The organism is Pseudomonas sp. dw_612 (genome assembly GCF_018449725.1).
GTDB lineage: Bacteria > Pseudomonadota > Gammaproteobacteria > Pseudomonadales > Pseudomonadaceae > Aquipseudomonas.
In genome coordinates, this window is the sequence record NZ_JAAVVC010000008.1 from 50,030 (window position 1) to 73,391 (window position 23,362).

At 59.8% G+C, this 23,362-nt stretch carries 23 protein-coding genes; 12 read left to right on the forward strand and 11 right to left on the reverse strand.

All coding sequences use genetic code 11. From position 1 onward, the window contains the following. The 3 genes from HB680_RS14495 (at position 1) to HB680_RS14505 (ending at position 1,504) form a co-directional block, all read left to right on the forward strand. On the forward strand, positions 1-480 hold the full coding sequence (locus tag HB680_RS14495; RefSeq protein WP_213939310.1) for a hypothetical protein: 480 nt from the start codon (positions 1-3) through the stop codon (positions 478-480). 26 nt (positions 481-506) lie between these two features. After that, positions 507-749: a hypothetical protein gene (locus HB680_RS14500; protein ID WP_213939311.1), complete on the forward strand. Its 243-nt coding sequence runs from the start codon at positions 507-509 to the stop codon at positions 747-749. A gap of 197 nt (positions 750-946) precedes the next feature. Next, positions 947-1,504, forward strand: coding sequence for a hypothetical protein (locus HB680_RS14505; RefSeq protein ID WP_213939312.1), 558 nt, complete (start codon positions 947-949; stop codon positions 1,502-1,504). A gap of 87 nt (positions 1,505-1,591) precedes the next feature. Here HB680_RS14505 and HB680_RS14510 read toward each other — a convergent pair whose 3' ends face one another. From HB680_RS14510 to HB680_RS14525, 4 genes are all read right to left on the reverse strand, one after another. Then, positions 1,592-3,055 carry a GDL motif peptide-associated radical SAM/SPASM maturase gene (locus tag HB680_RS14510; protein WP_213939313.1) on the reverse strand — a complete coding sequence of 488 codons (1,464 nt, stop codon included), beginning with the start codon at positions 3,053-3,055 and terminating at the stop codon, positions 1,592-1,594. Positions 3,056-3,158: 103 nt separating this feature from the next. Next, the gene (locus tag HB680_RS14515) at positions 3,159-3,740 is read right to left on the reverse strand and encodes a DUF1842 domain-containing protein (RefSeq protein ID WP_213939314.1); all 582 of its coding nucleotides are present in this window, start codon (positions 3,738-3,740) and stop codon (positions 3,159-3,161) included. Between the two features lie 54 nt (positions 3,741-3,794). Next, positions 3,795-4,436, reverse strand: a complete 642-nt coding sequence (locus HB680_RS14520) for a DUF1842 domain-containing protein (protein WP_213939315.1) — start codon at positions 4,434-4,436, stop codon at positions 3,795-3,797. A gap of 38 nt (positions 4,437-4,474) precedes the next feature. Then, positions 4,475-4,663 (reverse strand): DUF1843 domain-containing protein, encoded by a 189-nt coding sequence (locus HB680_RS14525; protein ID WP_213939316.1) that lies wholly within the window; start codon positions 4,661-4,663, stop codon positions 4,475-4,477. 317 nt (positions 4,664-4,980) lie between these two features. Here HB680_RS14525 and HB680_RS14530 point away from each other — a divergent pair, with 317 nt between their 5' ends. Next, positions 4,981-5,214 carry a hypothetical protein gene (locus HB680_RS14530; protein ID WP_213939317.1) on the forward strand — a complete coding sequence of 78 codons (234 nt, stop codon included), beginning with the start codon at positions 4,981-4,983 and terminating at the stop codon, positions 5,212-5,214. On the opposite strand, the gene yghX is transcribed toward HB680_RS14530, so the two are convergent. Beyond that, the gene (gene yghX, locus HB680_RS14535) at positions 5,202-6,110 is read right to left on the reverse strand and encodes a YghX family hydrolase (RefSeq protein ID WP_213939318.1); all 909 of its coding nucleotides are present in this window, start codon (positions 6,108-6,110) and stop codon (positions 5,202-5,204) included. The genes HB680_RS14530 and yghX overlap by 13 nt on opposite strands. Before the next feature lie 24 nt (positions 6,111-6,134). Then, the gene (locus HB680_RS14540; RefSeq protein ID WP_213939319.1) at positions 6,135-6,635 is read right to left on the reverse strand and encodes a transporter suffix domain-containing protein; all 501 of its coding nucleotides are present in this window, start codon (positions 6,633-6,635) and stop codon (positions 6,135-6,137) included. 175 nt (positions 6,636-6,810) lie between these two features. Here HB680_RS14540 and HB680_RS14545 point away from each other — a divergent pair, with 175 nt between their 5' ends. From HB680_RS14545 to HB680_RS14560, 4 genes are all read left to right on the forward strand, one after another. Next, the gene (locus HB680_RS14545; protein ID WP_213939501.1) at positions 6,811-8,346 is read left to right on the forward strand and encodes a TolC family protein; all 1,536 of its coding nucleotides are present in this window, start codon (positions 6,811-6,813) and stop codon (positions 8,344-8,346) included. Beyond that, positions 8,339-9,478: an HlyD family secretion protein gene (locus tag HB680_RS14550; RefSeq protein WP_213939320.1), complete on the forward strand. Its 1,140-nt coding sequence runs from the start codon at positions 8,339-8,341 to the stop codon at positions 9,476-9,478. The genes HB680_RS14545 and HB680_RS14550 overlap by 8 nt, the downstream gene beginning before the upstream one ends. Further along, the gene (locus tag HB680_RS14555) at positions 9,468-10,484 is read left to right on the forward strand and encodes a DUF2955 domain-containing protein (RefSeq protein WP_213939321.1); all 1,017 of its coding nucleotides are present in this window, start codon (positions 9,468-9,470) and stop codon (positions 10,482-10,484) included. Before HB680_RS14550 ends, HB680_RS14555 begins: the two co-directional genes overlap by 11 nt. 90 nt (positions 10,485-10,574) lie before the next feature. Continuing rightward, positions 10,575-11,153, forward strand: a complete 579-nt coding sequence (locus tag HB680_RS14560) for a DUF4337 domain-containing protein (protein WP_213939322.1) — start codon at positions 10,575-10,577, stop codon at positions 11,151-11,153. Between the two features lie 550 nt (positions 11,154-11,703). On the opposite strand, the gene HB680_RS14565 is transcribed toward HB680_RS14560, so the two are convergent. Both HB680_RS14565 and HB680_RS14570 read right to left on the reverse strand, forming a co-directional pair. Beyond that, positions 11,704-15,840, reverse strand: a complete 4,137-nt coding sequence (locus HB680_RS14565; protein ID WP_213939323.1) for a CheR family methyltransferase — start codon at positions 15,838-15,840, stop codon at positions 11,704-11,706. 585 nt (positions 15,841-16,425) lie between these two features. Then, a complete protein-coding gene (locus tag HB680_RS14570; RefSeq protein ID WP_213939324.1) occupies positions 16,426-18,189 on the reverse strand; it encodes an L-lactate permease in 1,764 nt (587 codons plus the stop codon). 304 nt (positions 18,190-18,493) lie between these two features. On the opposite strand from HB680_RS14570, the gene HB680_RS14575 reads away from it, so the two are divergent. Continuing rightward, positions 18,494-18,748 carry a hypothetical protein gene (locus tag HB680_RS14575; protein ID WP_213939325.1) on the forward strand — a complete coding sequence of 85 codons (255 nt, stop codon included), beginning with the start codon at positions 18,494-18,496 and terminating at the stop codon, positions 18,746-18,748. Between the two features lie 6 nt (positions 18,749-18,754). Here the strand turns inward: HB680_RS14575 and HB680_RS14580 are convergent, their stop codons facing one another. Beyond that, complete coding sequence (locus HB680_RS14580; protein WP_213939326.1) at positions 18,755-19,015, reverse strand: hypothetical protein; 261 nt, start codon at positions 19,013-19,015, stop codon at positions 18,755-18,757. Positions 19,016-19,445: 430 nt separating this feature from the next. Between HB680_RS14580 and HB680_RS14585 the strand changes: the two genes are divergently transcribed. Together HB680_RS14585 and HB680_RS14590 are read left to right on the forward strand one after the other, a co-directional pair. Further along, entirely contained in the window at positions 19,446-20,531 is a 1,086-nt protein-coding gene (locus HB680_RS14585) for a hypothetical protein (protein WP_213939327.1), read from the forward strand. A 2-nt stretch (positions 20,532-20,533) separates the two neighbouring features. Continuing rightward, the gene (locus HB680_RS14590; protein ID WP_213939328.1) at positions 20,534-20,887 is read left to right on the forward strand and encodes a DUF1428 domain-containing protein; all 354 of its coding nucleotides are present in this window, start codon (positions 20,534-20,536) and stop codon (positions 20,885-20,887) included. A 15-nt stretch (positions 20,888-20,902) separates the two neighbouring features. Here the strand turns inward: HB680_RS14590 and HB680_RS14595 are convergent, their stop codons facing one another. After that, the gene (locus tag HB680_RS14595) at positions 20,903-21,097 is read right to left on the reverse strand and encodes a hypothetical protein (protein WP_213939329.1); all 195 of its coding nucleotides are present in this window, start codon (positions 21,095-21,097) and stop codon (positions 20,903-20,905) included. Positions 21,098-21,157: 60 nt separating this feature from the next. Here HB680_RS14595 and thpR point away from each other — a divergent pair, with 60 nt between their 5' ends. Further along, the gene (thpR, locus tag HB680_RS14600; RefSeq protein WP_213939330.1) at positions 21,158-21,694 is read left to right on the forward strand and encodes an RNA 2',3'-cyclic phosphodiesterase; all 537 of its coding nucleotides are present in this window, start codon (positions 21,158-21,160) and stop codon (positions 21,692-21,694) included. Between the two features lie 419 nt (positions 21,695-22,113). On the opposite strand, the gene HB680_RS14605 is transcribed toward thpR, so the two are convergent. Next, positions 22,114-23,211: a polyamine ABC transporter substrate-binding protein gene (locus HB680_RS14605; protein ID WP_213939331.1), complete on the reverse strand. Its 1,098-nt coding sequence runs from the start codon at positions 23,209-23,211 to the stop codon at positions 22,114-22,116. Positions 23,212-23,362 lie beyond the last annotated feature (151 nt).

The window sequence follows — 23,362 nt, forward strand, 5'->3', positions numbered from 1 at the left end:
TTGAATCAACCGGTTAAGGTTGTGCCGGACGCTCCGGCATTAACGCCGCGGATTGACGTGACTTCAGATTTTTTAATGAAATCGTATAAAGATGGTTTGGTTACACTGAAATATGGAGACCCAGATGGTATTGCGGGGCTTCTTGTGAACGTGGATAAGAATGGTGTTTTGGGCTTTGATATTCGGTCTAGCAACAACGGCTTTAATCCCTCTGGAACGGATATGTTTATTAGCGCTATGCAGCGGTTGGATCAAGAAGGAGTCAAAGTTAATGCTGTTCGGGGTGCTTGGGTTGGAGGAGCCGGCAGCGTTAATACCGCGGAGTACTTGGCTAATTTGGCAAAAGGTATGCCTCCTACTGAGGCCGCTGCAAATACATGGACGGGGCGCATTGCGGCGAAGTATGAGTTTACAAGTGTTCAGGCACCGGAAACGGGGATGTTTAACGATATAACCACGGTTGTTTTCAAAAAACCATAAGATGGTGCATGGCGCTGGAGGATTTTATGCTTGAAGGTATTAACGACGGTAAATTACCGTGCGAGGTTTTTAGAGAGTTAATAAATGTTGATGCCACCCTCGGTAATGCACGGCTTAGTGAACTTTTTCACGAAGAGTTTATCGAGGTGGATAGCTTGGCCCTTCAGCTTATCTGGCATTGGCGGGGGCCAGGAAAAATAGAAGGAATAAGTGACGAATCACTGAATGCTGAGCTGTTGGCGATGCTGAAGAAGGCAGGTTATTTGTAGGGGGAAGGCGTAGCGATTTACGCGTTCGCCCATGCAATAAAATGGGCGAATTTGGTTGTTGCTCTATCATTGGAAAATGATGCGTATGCTCAGTCAGGGAATTTCCTGGGCGAAGAGTGAAACGCACTAAAATGGCCGCACATTGGAATTTTGCCTGCTCACACTCAATATTCAATGGAAATAAAAGGACATTCTACGTGAACAAAACCGCACTGCTGCTGGCCCTGATTTTCACCTTGTCAGGCTGCCATTCCAACGTCCGAGACTCGTCCGCCAGTCTGCTGAAAGACGGTATCCAGCTGCACCAAAACACGGTAGCTGTCGATGCGCAGCACGCCAAGGTCATCATGAAAGCGTCGGGCTACACCTTTCCAGTCGAGTTCTCGGTCCGCCGTGCAGCCGATACTGACCAACGAATGGAAGTGCTGGGCACCGTGGTGGATTCGGGCCAGGGCAAGGTGTTCGGCTGGATCGCCAAACTTAACGAAGTGGCCAATAGCGCCACGGTTAAACGCTTCCCGCAATTGGAAGTACAGGCCGATGCCGATAAGTCTTTTGAGGTGTCGGGATATTCGAATGGCAGGGGCGCCGGCGGCAATTATCGTTGCGGCCCGCTGAAGAACACTTTTACGCCAGAACGAAGCAAGGTCTATTTGGTGGAGTTCCAGTTTATTGGTCAGGGCTGTGAGCAGCATGTTTACGATGTGACCCTGCCTGAGCAGCGTGTTCCCGTGACGAGTGTACCTGCCGCATAAAACGGGCGACCGAAAAGGTCGCCCGTTTTCATTTGGCTCGCGAACTGCATTCGCAATTGTCTGCCGGTCCCATGCTTCAAGCGTTCGTTACATCAACGTATTTTGTGGCAACCCCAACAACCCGGTCAGCGTATTCATGATCCCTTGCTGCCGCGCCCGATCCACCTGGTGCCGGGCCTCGGCGGCAGCCACATCTGCGGCGCAGTGCGGGCACGTGACTTCGTGTTGATGGATGTACTGCAAGCACCCGCGACACAGCGCCAATTGCGTCGGAACCCGTCCTTCATCCGGCGATTTCTGGCCCTGATTTGCCCACGCCAGTTTGATCACCTGACCGCTGTCGCTGACGCTGCTGATCGTTTCACCCGTCTCGATGCGCTCGGTGATCAAATCAAAACGCCCGACCGCAAACGACTTGGGCGCCGCGTCTTCCAGTTTGACAATCCGCTCACGCAACCCGCGTTTTTGCAGGTCCAGGGCGCGGTAATGGCAGTAGGGATTGTTGCCGGGTTTGCCGAGCAGGGAGTGTGAGGTCCAGGTGCAGCCGCCGCGGCAGACGTCGTTGTAGTAGCAACTGCGGCAGTAGCCCCACAGGTCATCGACCGAGCGCAGGCGGCCGAAGTGCATGCCTTCGCTGTAGTGCCAGATGTCGTGCAGGCTCATGTTGCGCACGTTGCCGCCGGAGAAACCGACGGTGGCCAGGGACGGGCAACCTTTCACCGTGCCATCGGCCTCCAGCGCAAGCACGGTTTGCCCGGCGGCGCAGCCACTCCAGTGCACGCGTTCGTCGCCGAAACCGCGCCACATGTGTTCATACGGGCCGTAGTAACCGATGTTGTTGCCCACGTTCATCAATAGGCCGCGATCGACACCTTCGCGGTAGAGGCGCGCGAGTAGCGGCATCACTTCCAGCAGTTGATAGGGTTGCAGCAACAGCTCCGGATGATCGACAGCGTTGCCCATGGCGACCGTCAACTGGATCTGCCAGTGGGTGGCGCCGAGGTCGATGATCAGGTCCATCAATTCGGGCAAGTCGGGCAGGGTGGCGGCGCCGATCTGGGTGTTGACGCTGACCGCCAGGCCGGACTGTTTGGCGCGGCGCAGGGTGTCCACGGCTTTGTCGAATGAACCCGGAACGTTGCGCACGGCGTCGTGCAGCGGCGCCAGTCCGTCGAGGGAAACACCGACGCCGTTGAGCCCGGCATCCACCGCCGCCTGCATTTTCGCCGGCGTCAGGTTGCGGCCACCGGTCTGGATCGCGCAATACATGCCGTGGTCGTGGATGGCCTGGATCAGTCGGGTCCAGTCCTTGCGCAGATAGGCTTCGCCGCCGATCAAAGTGATCTCGCGGGTGCCGAGCGCCGCCAGGGCGTCGATGACGTCCAGGCATTCTTGCGTGTTCAATTCATCGGGTCGGCGGTGGCCGGCACGAGAGCCGCAGTGCAGGCATTTGAGGTCGCAAGCCAGGGTGATTTCCCAGACCACATGCACCGGCACGTAGCGCTTGAGGTCGGTTTCACTGAGGTAGCGGGCAGGGCGATTGTCTGACATGGGAAATCCTTGCGCAGCGACATGTGCGCGGCACGAATCCATCGTAGTTGTGGCGAGGGAGCCAGCCCTCGCCACGGATCACTCCAGGCACTTCACTGACGGTTTAGCGTGCTTCCAGACGCGCAATCTCAGCGTTCAACTGCTCCAGCGCACCACGCAGGGCGCCGCTGTGAGCCAGTTGCTGCTCGCCTTTGCTGACCACCGATTTCAGCTGCGCCAGATCACCGCTGGCTTGCGCCTGCTGGACCGCGACGGCGTACAGCGGTTGGGCGTGATGCGGGTGCTCAGGGGTGATGACGATGGGGGCCGGGCTGACGGCGGCATGTTTGATCTCATGCCAGATGCCCTGCTCGTAGTACCGATAGTCGACAAAGCCGCTGATCCAATCGGCACCGAGGATGCCCTTCAAATGAAAGGTCTGGGCGATCTGGCTGAGCGGGCCGCTCGGGCTGCCGTCCAGGGTCAGGATGATGTGGCTCTCGGCCGTCGGAATCAGTTTGACCTCGGAATACGCACCCCAAACCCGAGCATGAAAGTGCACGGGTGGATGGGTGGTTTGAACGAGATTGGCAACACCGCTGACTTTCTTTTTAACCGTGTCCACCAGCAGATCGAGGGTCAGAACCGGGGCGCCGAGCAGGTGATTGCTGACGTTGAGGCGTGTGTGAAAAAGTCCGATTGACATGGTGCAACTCCCTTAAGTGTTTTCAGGACAAGCCAGGCACATTGAGTGGCCGGGTCAGCGACGTTCCAGCCGGCTGATTTCGCCCTTGGCGGCTTCCAGTGCACTTTGCAGTTGTGGCTGCTGATCCAGTTGTTGTTTGGCCAGGCTGGCCAGGTTTTTCATCTGCGCCAGGTCACCGCTGGCAATGGCGCTCTGAATCGGCGCGGCGTACAGCGGCATGATCGGCGGATAGGGTGACTGCGGCGGAATCACCGGGCCGGGTTCCAGGGGCGGGAAGGCGCTGGAGCGCACGGTTTCGGCGAGATGGGCGGGCACATTGTTGACCTCGACCCAGCGTTGACCATCGAGGTAGGCGTAGTTGGCGATACCGTCCTTCCAGTCGGTGCCCACCACCAGTTGAATCTTGAAATTCACGATGGAATTCGAGCCCGGGCCGCCCTGATTGCCTTGTGCGGTGATCAGGATTTTGCTGACCCCCGGCGACATCACCGTCAGGTAGGTGTACTCGCCCCAGACGTCGGAATGCACATCCAGCGGCGGGTTGGTGGCCTGGGTGATGGCGGCGGTGCCGTTGACCGTCTCGTCAGGGGTGAAGACCAGCAGATTGAGTGCCAGGCTTTGTGCGCCCGGTGCCGAAGTGCCAATTCGATAGGCGAGCGGGAACAAGCCGACAGGCTGTTGATTAGAACCAGACATGGTTATTGCCTCCATTGCAATAAGGGGAGAAAACAGAGCTAGTGTTTTTCCTGGCGCGCAACTTCCTTGGCCAGTTTTTCGTAGGCGGTCTGTAGCGCTTTGGATTCAACTTTCGTTGCGTCACGTTGTTTCAATAACGCTTGCATCTGTTGCAGGTTGCCTTCCGTGATCGCGTCATGGATGGCGGCCCCGTAGGGTGGGATGGGATGAGACGAAGAACTGCTCATGACGACTCCTTCCGTGGTCGATGTGACACTGCTCCGATCAGCAGTTTTTGCAGTTAAGCAGGAGTCTTTAAATATGCAATGGTCAATAGAGGCATAATGCCTGTTAAATTTTTAATACCTGTTTGTTAATCGCGAAGTGGATGGATGACCCATGATTGTTATTAAGAATGGCGATGAATAAAAGCGGGTTCAGCTTTTTCCTCATATATAACGGCTCTCTTTATCGCCATTAATAATGAATTTTTCATATAACGTTTGGCATTAAACTTCAGTGTCTTTTGATATGGGGTTCAGGGCCAAAAAAACGGGAGTACGACATGACCGAGCGCCATTTGATTCACACGGAAACCCTGCCTAACGCCTGCAAAATCGAGGTGAAAGCCAAAATCCTGCGGGACGGTTCGCTGGAGATGTCCATCGGGGTTTACCGGCCGGACGGCACGGTGATTCTTGAGAACAACGATCCATCGCCGCATCTGCTGGACATGGAAGCGGCGATGGAGTGGGGCATCGAAATCGCGAGGAATGCCGCGAACGCTCAGACCGCCTGACCTTCATTCAGCGCCAGATAGCGCTTGAACCAATCCAGCGTGCGGCTCCAGGCGAGTTTGGCGGCGGCTTCGTCGTAGCGAGGTGTGGAGTCGTTATGAAAGCCGTGGTTCGCGCCGGGGTAAATGTAGGCTTCATAGGTTTTGCCCGCCGCTTTCAACGCCTGCTCGAACGCCGGCCAGCCCTCGTTGATACGGGTGTCCAGTTCGCCGTAGTGCAGCATCAGCGGCGCCTTGATGCGCGTTACATCCTTGGCCTCAGGCTGGCGACCATAGAATGACACCGCCGCGCCCAGTTCCGGGTAGGCCACGGCCGCCGCATTGACCACGCCACCGCCGTAACAGAAACCCGTGATGCCGACTTTTCCGGTGCCCGAGGAATGGTGCATCAGCCACTCGATGGCGGCGAAAAAGTCATTCATGAGTTTTTCCGGGTCGACGGTGAGTTGCAGCTCCCGGCCCTTGTCATCGTTGCCGGGATAGCCGCCCACCGACGTCAGGCCATCGGGGGCGAGGGCGATGAAACCGGCCTTGGCCAGACGCCGGGCGACGTCTTCGATATACGGGTTGAGCCCCCGGTTTTCATGCACGACCACCACCGCCGGCACCTTGCCGGTGGCTTTCGCCGGGCGCACCAGGTAACCCCGCACTTGGCCGTGGCCCTTGGGCGATGGGTAGGTGATGTACTCGGCGAGAATGTCCGGGTCGGTGAATTCCACTTGCTCGGCCAGGGCGTAATTCGGGCTCAGGGCGGCGAGCAGGGCAGACGCGGTCAAACCGCCCAGGGTGAACAACGCCGCACGGTCGAGAAACTCGCGCCGGTTGATCTGGCCATGCACGTAGTAGTCGTAGAGTTCCAGTAATTCGGGGGCGAAGTCTTTGGCGGTCAGACGGGTCATTGGCCTGTTTCCTGTCGATGATGTTTAGGCATTCGCGACTTTGGCGGTGCGGATAAACAACGCGCGCACCTTGTCCCAGAAGTTGCCGCCGAGCACGAAAAAGCTGCCGATCAGCATGAGGTCGCCCAGCACCTGCATCTGCCACAGGTTCGGGCGCAATCCCGGCCAGAGGCTGTCGACGTAGGGTTCAAGAAACGCCGAGATCAGCGGCAAGCAGAACATCACCAGGCCGACGCGATGCCGAACCGGGCCCACTTCGGCGTCGACACTCGGCGCCATAGATGTCACGTAGCCAAACACGCTGCGTTTCAATTGCTGGAACCCGGCCTTGCCCATGACCGCAATCACCAGAATCAGCAGCACCTTGTTGCTGATAAACAGCACGCCCGTCATCGCCGCGATTTTCGAACCCGGAACCCCGAGGGCGGCCGCCAGCGGCACCATCAGCCATGAGCCCAGCATCAGGCAGAGAATGACGATGCCCAGTTTGAAGCGCCAGCCGGCCGAGTGGGGTTGGGTGGTCATGAGGGTCGCACCTTTGATGGATTGCCGCTGATTTGCGAGCACTTGAAAAAGCGTAGCAGCTGACACGGGACTGCGAGCAAGTCCGCGTTTTTGTACCGCTCGGCTTTCATAGGGACGGCTATGCTCCAGTCATCTTCCTTGGCCGGGGAACCCCCCTATGCATTCACGCGCCGCCATGCTGATCCGGTCGGGGCCGCTCTTGCTGCTGGTGCTCGGCTTCAGTGGGTGCGCGCGCGTGGGGCCGGACTTCCAGCCGCCAGGCGAGGAGTGGGTCAAACACTGGAGCACGCCGGCGCTGGAAAAAGCCAGTGAGCGGGGCGAAAGTCCGGACCTGCGCCAGTGGTGGCAGGTCTTCAATGACCCGGTGCTCGACCAGTTGATCACCGACGCGGATGCCCACAACTCCAGCCTGAAAATTGCCGGGCTGCGGGTGATTGAAGCCCGGGCGCAATTGGGCATTGCCCAGGCCGGGCGCTATCCGCAACTGCAGCAGGCGAATGTCGATTTGCTCTACGCGGAGCGCCGCCAATACAGCGGCAGCAACCCGAAGAACAGCCGTTTCTGGCAGTTCAGCGAAGGCTTCGACGTGGGCTGGGAGCTGGATTTCTGGGGCCGTTTCAGTCGCGCCATCGAATCCTCCGATGCCAGTTATTTCGCGGCCCAGGCCAACTATGAAGACGTGCTGGTGCTGCTGCGCGCGCAAGTGGCGGACACCTACTTTTCACTGCGCGCCACCGAAGCGCGATTGCGCGTGGCCCGGGACAACACTCGGCAGCAGAAACGCAGCCTCGACATCACGCGCAAGCTGTTCAACAGTGGCCAGACCGCCGAGCTTGACCTGCAACAGGCCAGGACCCAATACCTCGGCACGCTGGCCAGCATCCCCAACCTCGAAGACCAGTTGCATCGAACCCGCAATGCCCTGGCGGTGCTGACCGGGCAGGCGCCGGGCGAGTTACCGCAAGTGACGGAAAACCAGGAGTTGATCCCGCTGCTGGACCGCGCGGTGCTGCGCGACGTGCCAGCCAACCTGCTGCTGCGTCGCCCCGATGTGCGTGCCGCCGAGTTGAATGTCGCCGCCCAGTCGGCACTGATCGGCGTCGCCGTCAGTGATTTCTATCCGTCGCTGACCTTGCTCGGCAGCATTGTCTGGACCGCCAGTTCCGTGGGCGGCACGCCGAACAACCTGGATTTTGTCGGCGGCCCGAGCCTGCGCTGGAACCTGTTCGACCACGGCCAGATCACCAACAACGTGCGGGTGCAGGATGCGCGTTTGCAGCAACTGATCGAGTCCTACCGCGACACGGTTCGCCAGGCTGCACGGGAAGCCGACGATGCCGCCAGCGGCCTGAGCAAGTCCCTGGAGCGCGAACGCATCCTGCGCCAGGCCGAAGTGGCGGCCAAGCGTTCGCTGGTGCTGGCGCGCGCGCAGTACACCGAAGGCTTTTCAGATTTTCAGCGGGTGCTGGATGCGCAACGGGCATTGCTCGAACAGCAGGACAACTACCTGGTCAGCCGCAGCAATGCCGTGAGCAATTTGATTGCGCTGTACAAGGCCCTTGGTGGCGGTTGGTACGCCGCCCAGCCGATTGTCGATCGGGCCACGCAAAAACAAATGGAAAAACGCACGGACTGGGGCGACTTGCTCGACGAGCCCACCGCCACGCCGCCAGTCTTTCCCCAGCCCGACAAGGTGAACAACCATGAGTGAAGCCGCGCAGCCTTCTGTCGAAGCGCCTGCACCCAAGGCGCCCGCACCGGCCGCCGATCCGGCGAAAAAAGGCATCAAGTGGGTGCTGCTGCTGATCCTCATCAGCCTCGCCTGGTACTTGCTGGCCGACCGCTTCACGCCTTACACGCAACAGGCCCGAGTCGGGGCGTTTGTGATCCCGGTGGCGTCGGAAGTGGCGGGGCGGGTGATCCGGGTGAATGTGCGCAACAACCAGGATGTCCGGGCCGGGGACATCCTGTTCGAGGTCGATCCGCAGCCGTATCAGATCGCCGTGGAGCGCGCCCGCGCCGACCTCGAATCGACCCGCCGCCAGATCGGCGCCAGCACCGCCGGCATCGCCTCGGCGCAAGCGTCGTTGCGTTCGGCCCAGGCCAACGAACTCAAGACGCGGCAGGACAATCAACGCCTGGAAGGCTTGTACCGCGCGGATAAAGGCACGGTGTCGGTACGCTTGCTGGAAGTGTCCCGGGCCAATCTCGAACAGGCCGCCAGCCAGGTCGTTGCGGCGCAGGCCGAAGTGCAACGGGCCAAGGAGCAGGAGGGCGGCAGTGAGACGGAAAACGCTCAGTTGCGCAGTGCCGCGACGGCCTTGTCAAAAGCCGAACTGGATTTGGCCAACACCCGCATCGGCGCGCGCTCGGCCGGGCTGATCACCGACCTGCGCACCGATGTCGGCCAATTCGCCGCCGCCGGCAGCCCGGTGATGACCCTGATCGCCATCCATGATGTGTGGATCAGTGCCGACATGACTGAGAACAACCTGGGCCTGGTCAAACCCGACACGCCGGTGGCGATTGTGCTGGATGCATTGCCGGGCGAGGTGTTCGGCGGCCGGGTGCGCAGTGTCGGTTATGGCGTCAGCGTCGGCCAGCCGCCCGCGCCTGGCACCTTGCCGAGCGTGCAGAACAGCCGAGATTGGTTGCGTCCGGCCCAGCGTTTTCCGGTGGTGATCGAGTTCGATGAGGACGCCATGAATACCCTGCGCGACAGTCGCGCCATTCGCGCGGGTGGGCAGGCGGAAGTGATGGCGTTCCCGGCATCTGGCAATCCGTTGAACCCGCTCGGGCGGATGTTTTTGAGTCTGATGAGCTGGTTGTCGTATGCCTACTAGGCGCACGCCCCGGGATCAGCGTTCGCTGCGCCTGGCTACGGGCACGGCGCTGTGTCTGGCCGCGAGTTTCGGCCTGGCGTTGCCGATTCCGTTTCTTGCGCCGGTGCTGGCGTTGCTGTTTTTGGCGACTCTTAATCGGCCGCTGCCGTTGAAGGCCGGGGTGGTGTTGGCGCTGGTGGCGATGCTGACCACCAGCGTCGGCTTGTTGTTGGTCCCGCTGTTGAGTCATTACCCGCTCAGCGGTTTGCTGTTGATTAGCGTCGGATTGTTCGGAGTGTTTCGCTTTGGCCTGCGCGGTGGCAACAACCTGATCGTGACCTTTCTGGTGATCGGCCTGACCATGATTTCGGCGGCCGGCACTGCCAGTTTTGAATTGGCGCTGCTGGTCATCGGCGCGTTGGTCAAAGGGTTGCTGCTCGCGGTGATCGTGGTGACGCTGAGCCATGGGCTGTTTCCCGAACCGGCCAACGTGCCGCCATCACCTGTCGCCCCGACACTTCCAGCCGAAGAGATTGATCGAGTCGCGCTGCGGGCCACGCTGATCGTGTTGCCGGCATTCCTGCTCGCGCTGATCGATCCGGCCAGCTACCTGCCGATTATCCTCAAAGCGGTCAGCGTGGGGCAGCAGAGTTCCACGACCACGGCGCGCCATGCCGGTCGCGAGTTGCTTGGCTCGACGCTGCTGGGCGGTCTGTTGGCGATTCTGTTCTGGTGCGCTCTGAGCCTGTTCGTGCACTTGTGGATGTTCTTTCTGTGGATGTTGCTGTTCGGGCTGGTGCTGGCGCGCAAACTTTATGCCCTGAGCCCGACCCGGTTCAGCCCGGGGTTCTGGCTGAATACGCTGATCACATTGATTATCCTGCTGGGGCAATCGGTGCAGGACAGCGCCGCTGGCAAGGATGTCTACACCGCGTTTGCCGTGCGCATGGGGCTGTTTATCGCGGTGACGTTGTATGCGTGGTTGATGGTGCATCTGCTGGAGCAACGCCGAGCGAGCCCAGCCTGAACCCTGGCTGAACGGCTCTGCGGTGAGCAGCGCTTTGGAGGAGGGCTGGCCTTACACTTCGACCCTCGTCCAACCCCTGAAGTCAAAGCCATGTCTGAAACGTTCGAAGTCCCCAGCCCCCACGAACACCATGTCGAACACGTCACGCATCATGCCCATGGCAATGGCGATAATTTCGCCAGCAAAATCGCAGTGATGACCGCCGTCATGGCCACCATCGGCGCCTTGCTCAGCTATCAGGCGGGCTCCACGGAAAGCGAAGCGGCGATGGACAAGAACAACGCCGCCATCGAGAAAACCGAAGCGTCCAACCAGTGGAATTACTACCAGGCCAAATCCAGTCGGCAGAACCTTTCCGAACTGGCGACCCATATCCCGGGCATCGACGCCACGCACTACGCGGCCGAAGCCGAGCGCTATAAAAAAGAAAAAGAAGTCGTGCGCAAGAAAGCCGAAGCGCTGGAGGAAGAAGTGCGGGTGTGGGATGAAAAGTCAGAACAGGCCTTGCATCAACATCACCGCTGGGCCCAGGCGATGACCGCGATCCAGATCGCGATTTCCCTGGCAGCCATCACCTTGCTGACCCGCAAGGAGTGGCTGAAAAAAGTCGCCTACACCGCCGCTGGCGCGAGTGTGGTGCTGGGGACATTGGCATGGTTGCATCTGTAAAAAGGAATACGCCAATCCCTGAGTGAGCGAGCTTGCTCGCGAAGGCGATTTACCCTCCACCATTGATGCTGGCCGACCCACCGCTATCGCGAGCAAGCTCGCTCCCACAGGAGATCTGTGGTGGATGGACACAGTGCGAACGACGCCAAACCCTTGTGGGAGCGGGCTTGCTCGCGAAAGCGATTGACCATTCAATATTGAAGCTGACTGACCCACCGCCTTCGCGAGCAAGCCCGCTCCCACAGGAGATCTGTGGTGGATGGAAACAGTGCGAACGACGCCAAACCCTTGTGGGAGCGGGCTTGCTCGCGAAAGCGATTGACCATTCAATATTGAAGCTGACTGACCCACCGCCTTCGCGAGCAAGCCCGCTCCCACAGGAGATCTGTGGTGGATGGAAACAGTGCGAACGACGCCAAACCCTTGTGGGAGCGAGCTTGCTCGCGATGGCGATTTACCAATCAACAGTGATATTGACTGATCCACCGCCTTCGCGAGCAGGCTCGCTCCCACAAAGGGATCTCCCGCAGGGATTCGGTGGTGAGTGGGGTCAATCCCCCCGCATCTGCCTCAGTTCTTCAATCGTCTCGATCAGCGCGTCATACGACACCGGTTTGCCCAGGTGTCGGTCGAAACCGGATTTGCGGGATTTCTCGATGTCGCTCTCGGCGCCGTAACCAGTCAAGGCAATCGCCGGGATTTGCTTGATGTGCGGCAGTTCACGCAGGGCGCGCATCAGGTCATGGCCGCTCATGCCCGGCATGCCCACGTCGGACACCACCACGTCGTATTGGCCGGTCCGGGCGGCTTCCAGCGCCTGGTGCGGCTCGGTGAAGTCGATGACCCGGGCGTCCTCCATTTCCAGCAGCATTTTCAGGGTGTCCAGCACGTCCCGGGAGTCATCCACCAGCAACACGGTGAGCCCGGCGAGACGCCCGCACTGTTCGCCGGACTGCGCCGACGGCGCCAGGGCCTCATGAGGTGTGCTCAAGGGCAGCAGCACGGTAAAGGTGCAGCCCAGGCCAAGGCCTGGGGATTGCACTTCGACACTGCCGCCATGGGCCTCGGTCAACTGGCGGACCAGCGACAGGCCAATCCCCAGGCCGTCCCGTTGATGGGTCGCATGCTGATTGGCGGCCTGACCGAACAGGTCGAACACTTCACCCAGGCTCTCGGCGCTCAGGCCGACGCCGCTGTCTTGCACATCGAGCCGGGCCATGCCGCCATCGTTGCTCGCAATCAAGCGGATGGCGCCGCCAGCCGGGGTGAACTTCAGCGCGTTATTTACCAGGTTCCAGATGATTTGTTCGACCCGTGTCGGGTCAGCATCGATCACCAGCGCCTCTGGCATGTGCAGCGTCATGTCGACGCCCGGGTTGTCATTGGTCACTACGTGATGGATGTCTTGCAGCATCCGGTTCAGGTCGACGGTGCTGCGCTTGAGCCGCAGTTTGCCGGTGCGTATCCGGGCGACGTCGAGCAAATCGTCAATGATGCGCGCCTGGCTGCTGACCGCGTCGCAAATGGTGTTCACCGCTTTTTCCGCCGGGTCCGCCGACTTGATCTCGGGCAGGCGCCGCAGCAGTTCGGCGTTGAGTTGAATCAGGTTCAGCGGGTGCTTGAGCTCATGGGACATCACCGCAAAGAACTCGTCCTTGAGATGGCTGGTGCTCTGGGTTTCAGCCAGTTGCAGGTTCTGCTCTTCATGCAGACGCTTGTGCCCCGTCAGGTCCCTGGCGATTTTCACGTAGCCCTTGAGGTTGTCGCCCTGAAGCAGCGTGACTTCGCCGCTGCAGAAAAAGCGGCTGCCATCCTTGCGCAGGTGCCAGCGTTCGTCTTCGTTGCGGCCGTGGGTACGCACCGCCAGCAACTCGTTTTCAGGGACGCCGGCGGCACGGTCCTCTTCGGAGAACAGGAAGTCGTAATACGCGCCTTCGGCCTCGGCTTTGCTGTAGCCGAAGATCAGTTCCGCGCCTTTGTTCCAGGTGGTGATGATCCCCAGTTCATCGAGGGTAATGATCGCGTAGTCGCGGGTGCTTTCGGCCACCAGGCGCATGCGTTCTTCGCCCATGCGCAGCTCTTCTTCGGCGGCGCGGCGCTTGGTGATGTCGATGAACGTCAGCACCGTGCCGTCGATGTGATTTTCACTGGAGCGGTAAGGCAGGATGCGCGCGATGTACCAACGGTTGTCGGTGCTGCAGACTTCGCGTTCGATCATGTTCAAGGACTCGAACACCAGCGCCGCATCGCCCGCCAGGTCTTCGTAGTCCAGGCGATGGGTGATGTCGAGCAACGAACGCCCGGTGTCCACCGGCAACATGCTGAAGATGTCGGTGGCCCGGGGCGTGAACCACTTGATGCGCAGGTTGCTGTCGACAAACACCGTGGCAATGTCGGTGGAGGCGATCAGGTTGGTCAGGTAATCATTGATCTTGTCGGTTTCTTCGACTTTGGTTTTCAGCTCGAAGTTGACGGTCAGCAACTCTTCGTTGATCGACTGCAACTCTTCCTTGCTGGTTTCCAACTCTTCGGTGGCCGAGCGCAGTTCTTCGTTGATCGCCTGCATTTCTTCGTTGGAAGCCTTGAGCTCTTCGCTGGAGACTTCCGATTGTTCGATGGTGTCCTGCAACTGCAACTTGGTGCGTTGCAGTTCCCGCTCAAGGTTGGATAACACCTGGTTTTCCGATTGCAGCGCGGTGCCGGTCGCGACGTCGGCCGCGTCGACTTCGACTTCCTCGAAAATCACCAGGACGAATTCGCTGTCCGATTCTTCGTCGCGATAAGGGTGGGCCAGAAGGTCCACTTTGAAGCTGCGATCCTCGCGTTTGATCACCACCGCCCGGGACTTCACCACCTGGCTGCTTTGCTGGGCCTGGAACAGTGTGGTGCGCAGTTCCAGGCGCAGTTGCGGAATAATCAGCGTCAGCAAGTTGCGGGACAGTTCGCCGCCGACATGCCGCAGGTAACGCCCCGAGCTTTCGCTCATGTGCAGGATGTCGGCATTGGCGTCGACGATCATGCTCGGCGGTGCGCAATGCTCCAGGGCGCGCTGGTGGATGTCGGCAAACGACAGTTTGCGCGGCGTACTGCTTTGTGGAACCTGGCGGGTGATATCGGTTCGCACGTAGCCTCCGCGGGGCATCGTAGGGGGACGGCGGCTGTTGCCGGCGCCCGTCTTGGCCCGGAAGATTCGGTTGCGCTTGTCCACCGGGGCGAACAGGTCATTGCAGGCATCTGCGCTCTCGGAGGTGCCCAGGAACAGGAAGCCGCCGGGACGCAAGGCAAAGTGAAACATTTGCAGGATCTCGCGTTGGACTTCGCGATCCAGATAGATCAGCAGATTGCGACAAACAATCAGGTCCATGTGCGAGAACGGTGGATCGGACAACAAGCTGTGCTTGGCAAACAACACCTTTTCGCGCAGCTCTTTGCGAATCCGGTAGTGCTGGTCTTCCTTGGCGAAATAGTGCCGCAGTCGGGTGGGCGGCACATCCGTGATGATCGCTTGCGGGTACAGGCCGCTGCGACCGACGCTGATGGCGCGCTCGTCGATATCGGTGGCGAACAATTGCAACGTGGCCTGGCTGGATTCCAGTTGCATCTGATCGTTGAGCAACATCGCCAGGCTGTAGACTTCCTCGCCGGTGGAGCAACCCGCCGACCAGACGCGGATTTCTTCTTTTTCCGGCTGGGCCGAGATGGCCGCGCTGACCAGTTGCGGCACCACGTCCCGTTCCAGCGCTTCGAAGGCCTCGCGGTCGCGGAAAAAGTTGGTGACGCCAATCAGCATGTCGGCGAGCAAGGCCTTGGTTTCTTCGGGGCTGCCTTGCAGGTAGCGGTAATAGGCGGCCAGGTCGGGCTGCGCCGTGACCTGCATCCGCCGCTCGATGCGGCGCAGCACGGTGGCGCGCTTGTAGTGCTTGAAGTCATGGCCGGTGCCGGCGCGCAACTGGATCAGGATGCTGTGCAGCAATTGTTCGGCGGTCGCGGCTTCACGCTCGTTGACCGAGGCGAAGGATTGCAGGTCGGGATCGTTGGCGGTGGGCAGGGTGATGGACTTCGCGTTGCGCCACAACTCCAGCAGTTTTTGCGGCATCTCCACGACCGGCAACACCAGGTCGACCATTTGCGTTTCGATGGCGGCTCGGGGCATGCCATCGAACTCGGCGTCTTCCGGTGCCTGAGCCAGCGTGACGCCGCCCTGTTCCTTGATCCGCGACAGACCGACGGCGCCATCGGACCCGGTACCGGACAACACCAGGCAAAAGGCCCGTTCACGGTGCACATCTGCCAGGTTACGGAAGAACAGATCGATGGCCGAGGTTCGACCCTGGCGCGGGTCGGTCGCGCTGACCTCAAGGTAACCGTCATTCATGCTCAGCCGGTGCGCCGGAGAAATCACATATACATGATTGCGTTCGATGGGCACCGTTTCGGTGACCTGCAGGACCGGCATCTGCGTCGATTCCTGGATGATCCTGTCGGCAATGCTGTCGTGATCCGGCGACAGGTGAAGAATGATCACAAACGCCATGCCGTTGTCGTGAGGCATGTTTTCGAAAAACAACTTGATCGCTTGCAGGCCACCGGCGGACGCACCAATGCCGACGACACCAAAGTCGAGTGAGTGAGGCGGATGTTGCGGTGATGTGGCACCACTGGACTTTCGGTCGGATGAAGTTGTCATGCATGTGCCTTGGAAAACGACGTCCGGACGTCGCTGCAAAATAATCAGGCTTGCGCCTGCCTCGGAATATTGGCAGGACGATCTTATGTGCCGCCGTCGCGATCGGTTACCTGCATCAATCAACGCAACTTTTTAGTGGCGGAGAAATTTAGCATTCTATTCATAAAAACGGGTGGACGTTTATTCGAGGGACTGAGCAGAGCAAATCGATGCGCCCGGGCACATTGGCTCAGTCTTTTAAGCTTAGTCGAGTATCAAGTGATCAGCGCTGGTGGGGGAAGGTTCCCGGTCGTTTGGGACTAAGGTGTTTATTTGTTTTGCCCGGATTGAAAAAACCGGGCACAACCGACTAATGCCGATCAGTTAAGCCGTCACTCAACCTGTAGCAGCTGGCGAAGCCTGCGTTCGGCTGCGCAGCAGGCGTGAAATCGGGCAGCGCGGCGGTTCAGAGAGTACGTGTACTCAGGGTTCACGACTGCTTCGCAGCCGAACGTTGCCTCGCGTTGCTCGTCAACTGCTACGCAGTGCGTGTTTCGTCTGAAATTCTCTTAACTGACTGGCATTAGGCACAACTGACCTTAGGGATTAATGCCCACCGACCACCATATGACTGAACGGCGCCACATAGGCCTGCAACGTCACCAACCCGCCGACCAATATCGCCAGCACGATGGAGTGGAAAAACACATAGCGCAGAATCTCCCCTTCGTGGCCATACCAGCGTGTGGCGGTGGAGGCGACCACGATGGACTGGGCGTCGACCATTTTGCCCATGACCCCGCCGGAACTGTTGGCGGCGGCCATCAATACCGGGCTGATCCCGAGTTGTTCGGAGGTCACCCGTTGCAAGCCGCCGAACAGCACGTTGGAGGCCGTATCCGAACCGGTCAACGCGACGCCGAGCCAGCCGAGGAGGGTGCCGAACATCGGGTAGAAAATCCCCGTAGCGGCGAACGCCAAGCCCATGGTCGCGTCCAGTCCCGAGTAGCGCGTCAGATAGCCCAGGGCAAGCATCGCGGCAATGGTGATCAGCGAAAAACGCACCACCCACAGCGTTCGCAGGTATTGGCGCGCCAGTTGCGGAATCGAATAACCCATCAGCAACCCGCCAAGAATCGCCGCGAAGAAAATGCCGCTGCCGGTGGCGGTGAACCAGGTGAACTTGTAAATCGCGTCTTCGGTTTTTGGTGTCGGCACCACCGGCGGCACTTTCTCGACTTGCTGGTGCAGGGTGGTGAAGGTCAGGGCCGGGGAGAAGATCGGGTTCGCCTCGCGCAACGGTTTGCCCTGCGGATCGAGCGTGGCGCTGTGGGTTTGCGGGTCGATGACGGCGCGGGTATCGAACAGGTTCTTGAAGCCCTGGGTGCCCCAGGCGAACACGAACACGGTAAGGATGATCCACGGCATCCACGCGCGCATGACCGCCGGTTTGGCGTCGCTGGCAAACGTGGCAGTGGCCTCGGGTTTTTGCTCATGCTCGGGGTCGATTTTCGAGTTGTCGACGCGTCCTGACAGGGCCGCTGAAGTGTGCACGGTGGCGGGTTTCCAGACCTTGAGGAAACCGGTCAGGCAGGCCATGGAAATCAGCGCGGCGATCACGTCCACCAGCATCGGCCCGTGGTAGTTGGAGACGATGAATTGCGGCACGGCAAAACTGACCCCGGCCACCAGAATCGCCGGCCAGATTTCCAGCATCTTGCGCCAACCGGCGAAGGCCCAGATCAACCAGAACGGCACCAGCACCGAGAAGAACGGCAACTGTCGGCCGACCATCATCGACAGCTCCATTTCATCCAGTCCGGTGACCTTGGCCAGGGTGATGATCGGCGTGCCCAAGGCGCCGAAGGCCACCGGCGCGGTGTTGGCGATCAGCGCCAGGCCGGACGCGGCCAGGGGCGAGAAACCGAGGCCGATCAGAATCGCCCCGGTCACCGCCACCGGCGTGCCGAACCCGGCCGCACCTTCGAAAAACGCGCCGAAGCAGAAGGCAATCAACAGCAATTGCAGACGTCGATCATCGGTAATGCGCGCCAGGGAATCCTGCAGCACCTTGAATGAGCCATTCTCGGTGGTCAGTCGGTGCAGGAAAATGATGTTGAGCACGATCCAGCCAATCGGCAACAGCCCGTTGGCCGCACCGAACAGCGCCGCCGTACCGGCCATGTTCGCCGGCATGCCGAAGGCGAAGATAGCGATCAGCAAGGCTGAGGCCAGGGCCAGCAGCGCTGCCATGTGCGCCTTGATATGAAAGAACGCCAGGGAGGCCAGCATCACCACCACCGGCACTGCTGCCATGATGGTCGAGATCACCGGGTTGCCGAACGGGTCGTAGATTTGCTGCCAGACCATGTTCCACCTCTGCTTTTTATTGTTGGAAGCGCAGATCCTTTGCGGTTAGGTGGTTGGAGTATAGGTGGCATTTGGCCGCTGTCCTGTTAGGGGCATGGCTTGGGGAGGGAGGGTGGTTTTGCGGGCCTCTTCGCGAGCAAGCCCGCTCCCACAGGGGAATGCATTTCAAATGTGGGAGCGGGCTTGCTCGCGAAAGCGTCTTCGAGCCAATAAAAATGGCCCTATGAAACGCCATGCAAGTGGCTCTTCTAGTAGGACCATTCAGCCCATAGGATGGGTTCTCCCCAACAGGAAACCCATCACCATGAAATCAAAAGTGAGCTACCCGGCCGCCTGGAAACTGGCCGCCATGCTGATATCCGCTGCGACGCTGTCCGGCTGCGAACCCCCCACCCGCGCGGATTTCATCAAATACCCATCCCTGCGGCAGAAGTGGTCGATGACCTGCGATGCCCGCAGTCATTTGGCCGAAGTCAACGTGAAAGGCTGCGAGAACCTGCGTCAGTGGCAGAGCGCCAATCAACAACCCGGGCTGATGAATCAAAACCTGGGCAAGTGACGCCGGTCAGAAGGTGAACCGGTGCGAGGGCTGCAGGGCCATTTCGATGTCGAGCAAATGCTCGACCAGCACATCATTCAAAAACCGGAACTGGTCATTGATCCCGACCACTTCGTTGCTGAAGTGATTGGCGGCGGCCGGCATCAGCAGCGCTTCGAAGTTTTTGTCGAACACCAGCGCGATCTCTTTGCGCGAGACCACCTGTTGCGAATAGTAGTTGGTGCCGAACACCGGGAAACTCACGGCCAGGGTAACGATGCGGATCATGACGGGTGCTCCTCGGTTTGGCCGATGTCCAGGAAGAAACGGGAAAACAGGGTCAGGGTGACGGCGGTCAGGGCCAGGCAGGTCAGGAGATGGATCAACATGATGTGCCCCTCCGATACGGGGTTTGCAGTGGGTATGGGCTGATCCTGCGCCGGGCGGTTTTTTTGCGGAAGGCATTCGTTACGATGATGAATATCGACGGCAATGATGGTGAAGGTTTTTTCATCATTCTTTCGGGCCTCTTCGCGAGCAGGCTCGCTCCCACAGGGGAATGCATTTCAAATGTGGGAGCGAGCCTGCTCGCGAAGGCGGCCTCCAAGTCACCACAAAAACTCCAGACGAACGGCCAAAACCCTCAACCTATACTCAACTCAATAGCTTTATGAGCACCGGGCATTTCGCCAGGGAGCGACTCCAGGACACCGCGATCTTGAACCTGCGTTCGTTGATCGTCGCCGTGATGGTGGTGTTGGCGGGATGCGCCACGTCTTCCCGTGCGCCGGCGCCAGCGCCGGTCGTGGTGGTGGCGCCGAGCACCTGGCAGCAGGTGGATCGGGAGATTATCGCCGCGTCGCAATCGGCCACCGAGCAGACCAAAATCTATGCGCGTGGGGCCATGGATTACTGGCGCACGCGGGTTTATCAACTGACCGAAGAGAACTTCATTCCCTGGTTCAGCAGTTACTGGACGCAGGAATGGCTGTCGATGAAAGTCAGCTGGTACACGATCAGCGCCTCGGGCGAGCAAGATGCCTCGGCCAAGCGCCTGGCGGCTTATCTGCTGGAGCAATACCAGCAACGCGTGCTGGCGCCGGTCGCGGTGGAGATCGATCCCGACGCGATCCTCGGCCTGGCCACAGCGTTCTACGTCGACATCCTTCAGGAAGAATTGCAGAAAATTTCCCAACGTCACGGCGTGCCGATGGCGCAGCTCAATGGGCGGATCCAGAAAATCCCCGCGATAGCCCTGGGGCCGCCGCCCGCCCGGGACGCTTCGCTGTACCAGGTGGTTCATACCGAGCCACTGAACTCATTGCCGGCCTACGCGGCGCTGATCGACAAGATCCACAAGGCCGGTGGCGACAAAGGGGTGAGTTCGACGGATACCGCCATGGCGCCGGTGGCCAAACGCGCCAGCCAGCGGATGGAAGCCGAGATGCCCACTCGCGGCGCCGCCAGTGCCGTGGCGGCGGCGGCCGGCAAACTCGCCGGGGGCTTGATCACGGTGGGCGTGGCGGGGATTCGCGCGATCATCCAGGCCAACGACCGGCCGGACAGCGAAGCGCTGATCCGCAGCAGCCTGGGCAACACGTTCGACAAGGCCTGGACAAAACTGCTGCAAAACCCGACCACCGGCGTTATGGCGGGCACGCTGTACCTGGCCGCGCAAATCGAGGGCAATCTGGCGGGGAGCGCTGAAGTACCGTCGGTCAGTTCGGGCAGCGGTGCTGTCGATTGGAGCCCGGGCGGATCGACTACCCAGCAGATCGACCCTCAACCCCCAGCAGGAGAATGACCATGTCTTATATCGATGGCTTAGTCGCCGCTGTTCCCACCGCCAACCGGGAAAAATTCATCAAACACGCCGAAATCGCCGCGCAGATCTTCAAAGAGGCCGGAGCCTTGAGCATCACCGAGTGCTGGGGCGATGACGTGCCCGACGGCAAGGTGACTTCGTTTCCGATGGCGGTGAAGCTCAAGGAAGACGAAACCGTGATCTTTTCCTGGATCGTCTGGCCGGACAAGGCCACCCGCGATGCAGGGATGCAGAAAGTCATGGGCGATCCGCGCATGCAACAGGACGTCAACCCGATGCCATTTGATGGCCAACGCATGGTGTTTGGTGGTTTCAACGTTGTGCTGCAAGCGTAAAAACAGAACGCAGGATCACTCCGACGACGGGGTGACCCTGCAACTTTTGCGGTTGTGGATCTCGCTGTCCGTCGGCCGCTCCCGCACGAACTCGAAACGCGGCTCACCTTCGCTATAGTGAACCAGCCAGCCCCATTCCAGCTCGGACTCATCCTGGCCGGGTTGCGGCGGCATCGCCCACCATGGCTCTTTGCTGATGATCTCTCGCATGGCGCCCTCCGGTTGATTCGGTTGGTTCAACTATAACGTGCATGTCAGGAGGTGCCAGGCGTGAGCGACGAATCCCATGAACCGTCCAAGCGTTTGTTTTTCGCCTTGAGCTGCGCGGCGGAGCAGCGGCGGGCGATTGCGCAATGGCGCGGGGCATTGCAGCTCAGAAGCGGACGGCCGGTGCCGGCGGAGAACTTTCACCTGACGTTGAAGTTTTTGGGCGCGGCGGGCGTGGCGCAGATTGCCGATATCTGCACGGCGGCGGCGAAGGTCCGGGTGCCGGGTGTGGCATTGCGGGTGGTGCTGGATCGAGTGGATGTCTGGCGCAGGCATGGGGTCTTGGTGCTGGCGTCGGAGCAGGCGCCGCCGGAGTTGTTGCGGCTGGTGTATGCGCTGGAACAGGCGATGTTGTCGTTCGGGTTTGAGGATTCGCCGAAGGAATTTCGGCCGCATTTGACCTTGATGCGCGACTATCGATTGCCGGTGCCCGAGTCGGCAACGCCGCCCGAATTTATCCTGCGGGCCGAGCATTTCACGCTGTTCGAATCCCACAAGGGCCGCTATCGGGCGCTGGCCGAATGGCCGCTCATTCCCTAGTCCAAAAAAAGGCGCCCGAAGGCGCCTGAAGTTCACCTTAACCGAGGAGCCAGGTGAGGCCGTTCTGCGTAGAGCAACGCAGCGGTGGTAAGGCGCTGCTTGAACGGAAGAGGGGACATCACTCACTTTCCTGTGGGAGCGAGCTTGCTCGCGATGAGGCCATCACATTCAACATTGATGGCGACTGGTCCACCGCCATCGCGAGCAAGCTCGCTCCCACAGTGTTTTGTGATGTTCAGAGATTTTGTATCCACACATCACCCCTGTGGGAGCGAGCTTGCTCGCGAAAGCGGTAGGTCAGGCCCATTGATGCTGGATTTGCCGCCGTCTTCGCGAGCAAGCCCGCTCCCACATTAGAGCGGTGTGAACACACATTCCTTGTGGGAGCGAGCCTGCTCGCGAAGGCGTCTTCAAGCGAATTACTTGCCGAGTTTTACGCGGGTCCAGCCTCGGGTCATGACCCGTTGAACACCAATCGGCATGTCCGGTATCGCATAGAGCGTCGCCATTACAGCCTGCGACGGGTACGAGCCCGGATCGTCGCGAATCGCCTCATCCACCAACGGTGTCGCTGCGGCGTTGGCGTTGCTGTAGCCGATGTTGTTAGTGATCTCGGCGATGATGTCCGGGCGCATCAGGAAGTTCATGAACAGGTAGGCGTTATCGACGTTAGCCGCGTCCCGGGGGATGGCGACCATGTCGTAGAAACTGCCGGCGCCTTCTTTCGGGATGCTGTAGTCGATCGTCACCGTGTCGCCGGCTTCCTTGGCGCGAGCCTTGGCTTGCAGCACATCGCCGGAATAACCCACGGCCACGCAGATGTTGCCGTTGGCCAGGTCGGAGATGTACTTCGAGGAATGGAAGTACGCCACCGACGGCCGGATCCTCATGAACAGCGCCTCAGCTTCGGCAATCTGCGCCTTGTCCTGGGAATTTACCGGGTAACTCAGATAGTGCAGGGCGGCCGGGAGCATCTCGGTTGGCGAATCAAGGAAACTGATGCCACAGGCTTTGAGTTTTTCCGCGTTTTCCGGTTTGAACAGCAAGTCCCAGGAGTTGGTCGGCGCATTGGCCCCGAGCACTTCCTTGACCTTGGCCGGGTTGAAACCGATGCCAATCGAGCCCCACATGTACGGGAAGGCGTGACCGTTGTCCGGGTCGCTGGCCGAGGCGTTTTTCAGCAGCACCGGGTTGAGGTTTTTCCAGTTCGGCAGCTTCGATTTGTCCAGCGTCTGATACACGCCAGCCTTGATCTGCTTGGCCAGGAAACTGTTGGACGGCACCACGATGTCGTAGCCGGACTTGCCCGCGAGCAGGCGTGCTTCAAGGGTTTCATTGCTGTCGAACACATCGTAGGTCACGCGGATCCCGGTCTCGTCTTCGAACTTCTTGACCGTGTCCGGGGCGATGTAATCCGACCAGTTATAAACGCGCAGAACCTTGTCGTTGGCCTGGGCGACCGTTGCCATGGCGCCCACTAAGGACAGTGTCAGCAGAGTCCTGCCAAACATTTTCATCGGTACAACTCCATTTCTTTTTTATTCAAGTACGCAAAACAATTGCAGTCTCGGCGCACCCCTCGTAGCAGCTGGCGAAGCCTGCGTTCGGCTGCGAAGCAGTCGTAAAACCTGCGAATTCAATCTTCCTGAAAGAACCGCAGAGTCTGAA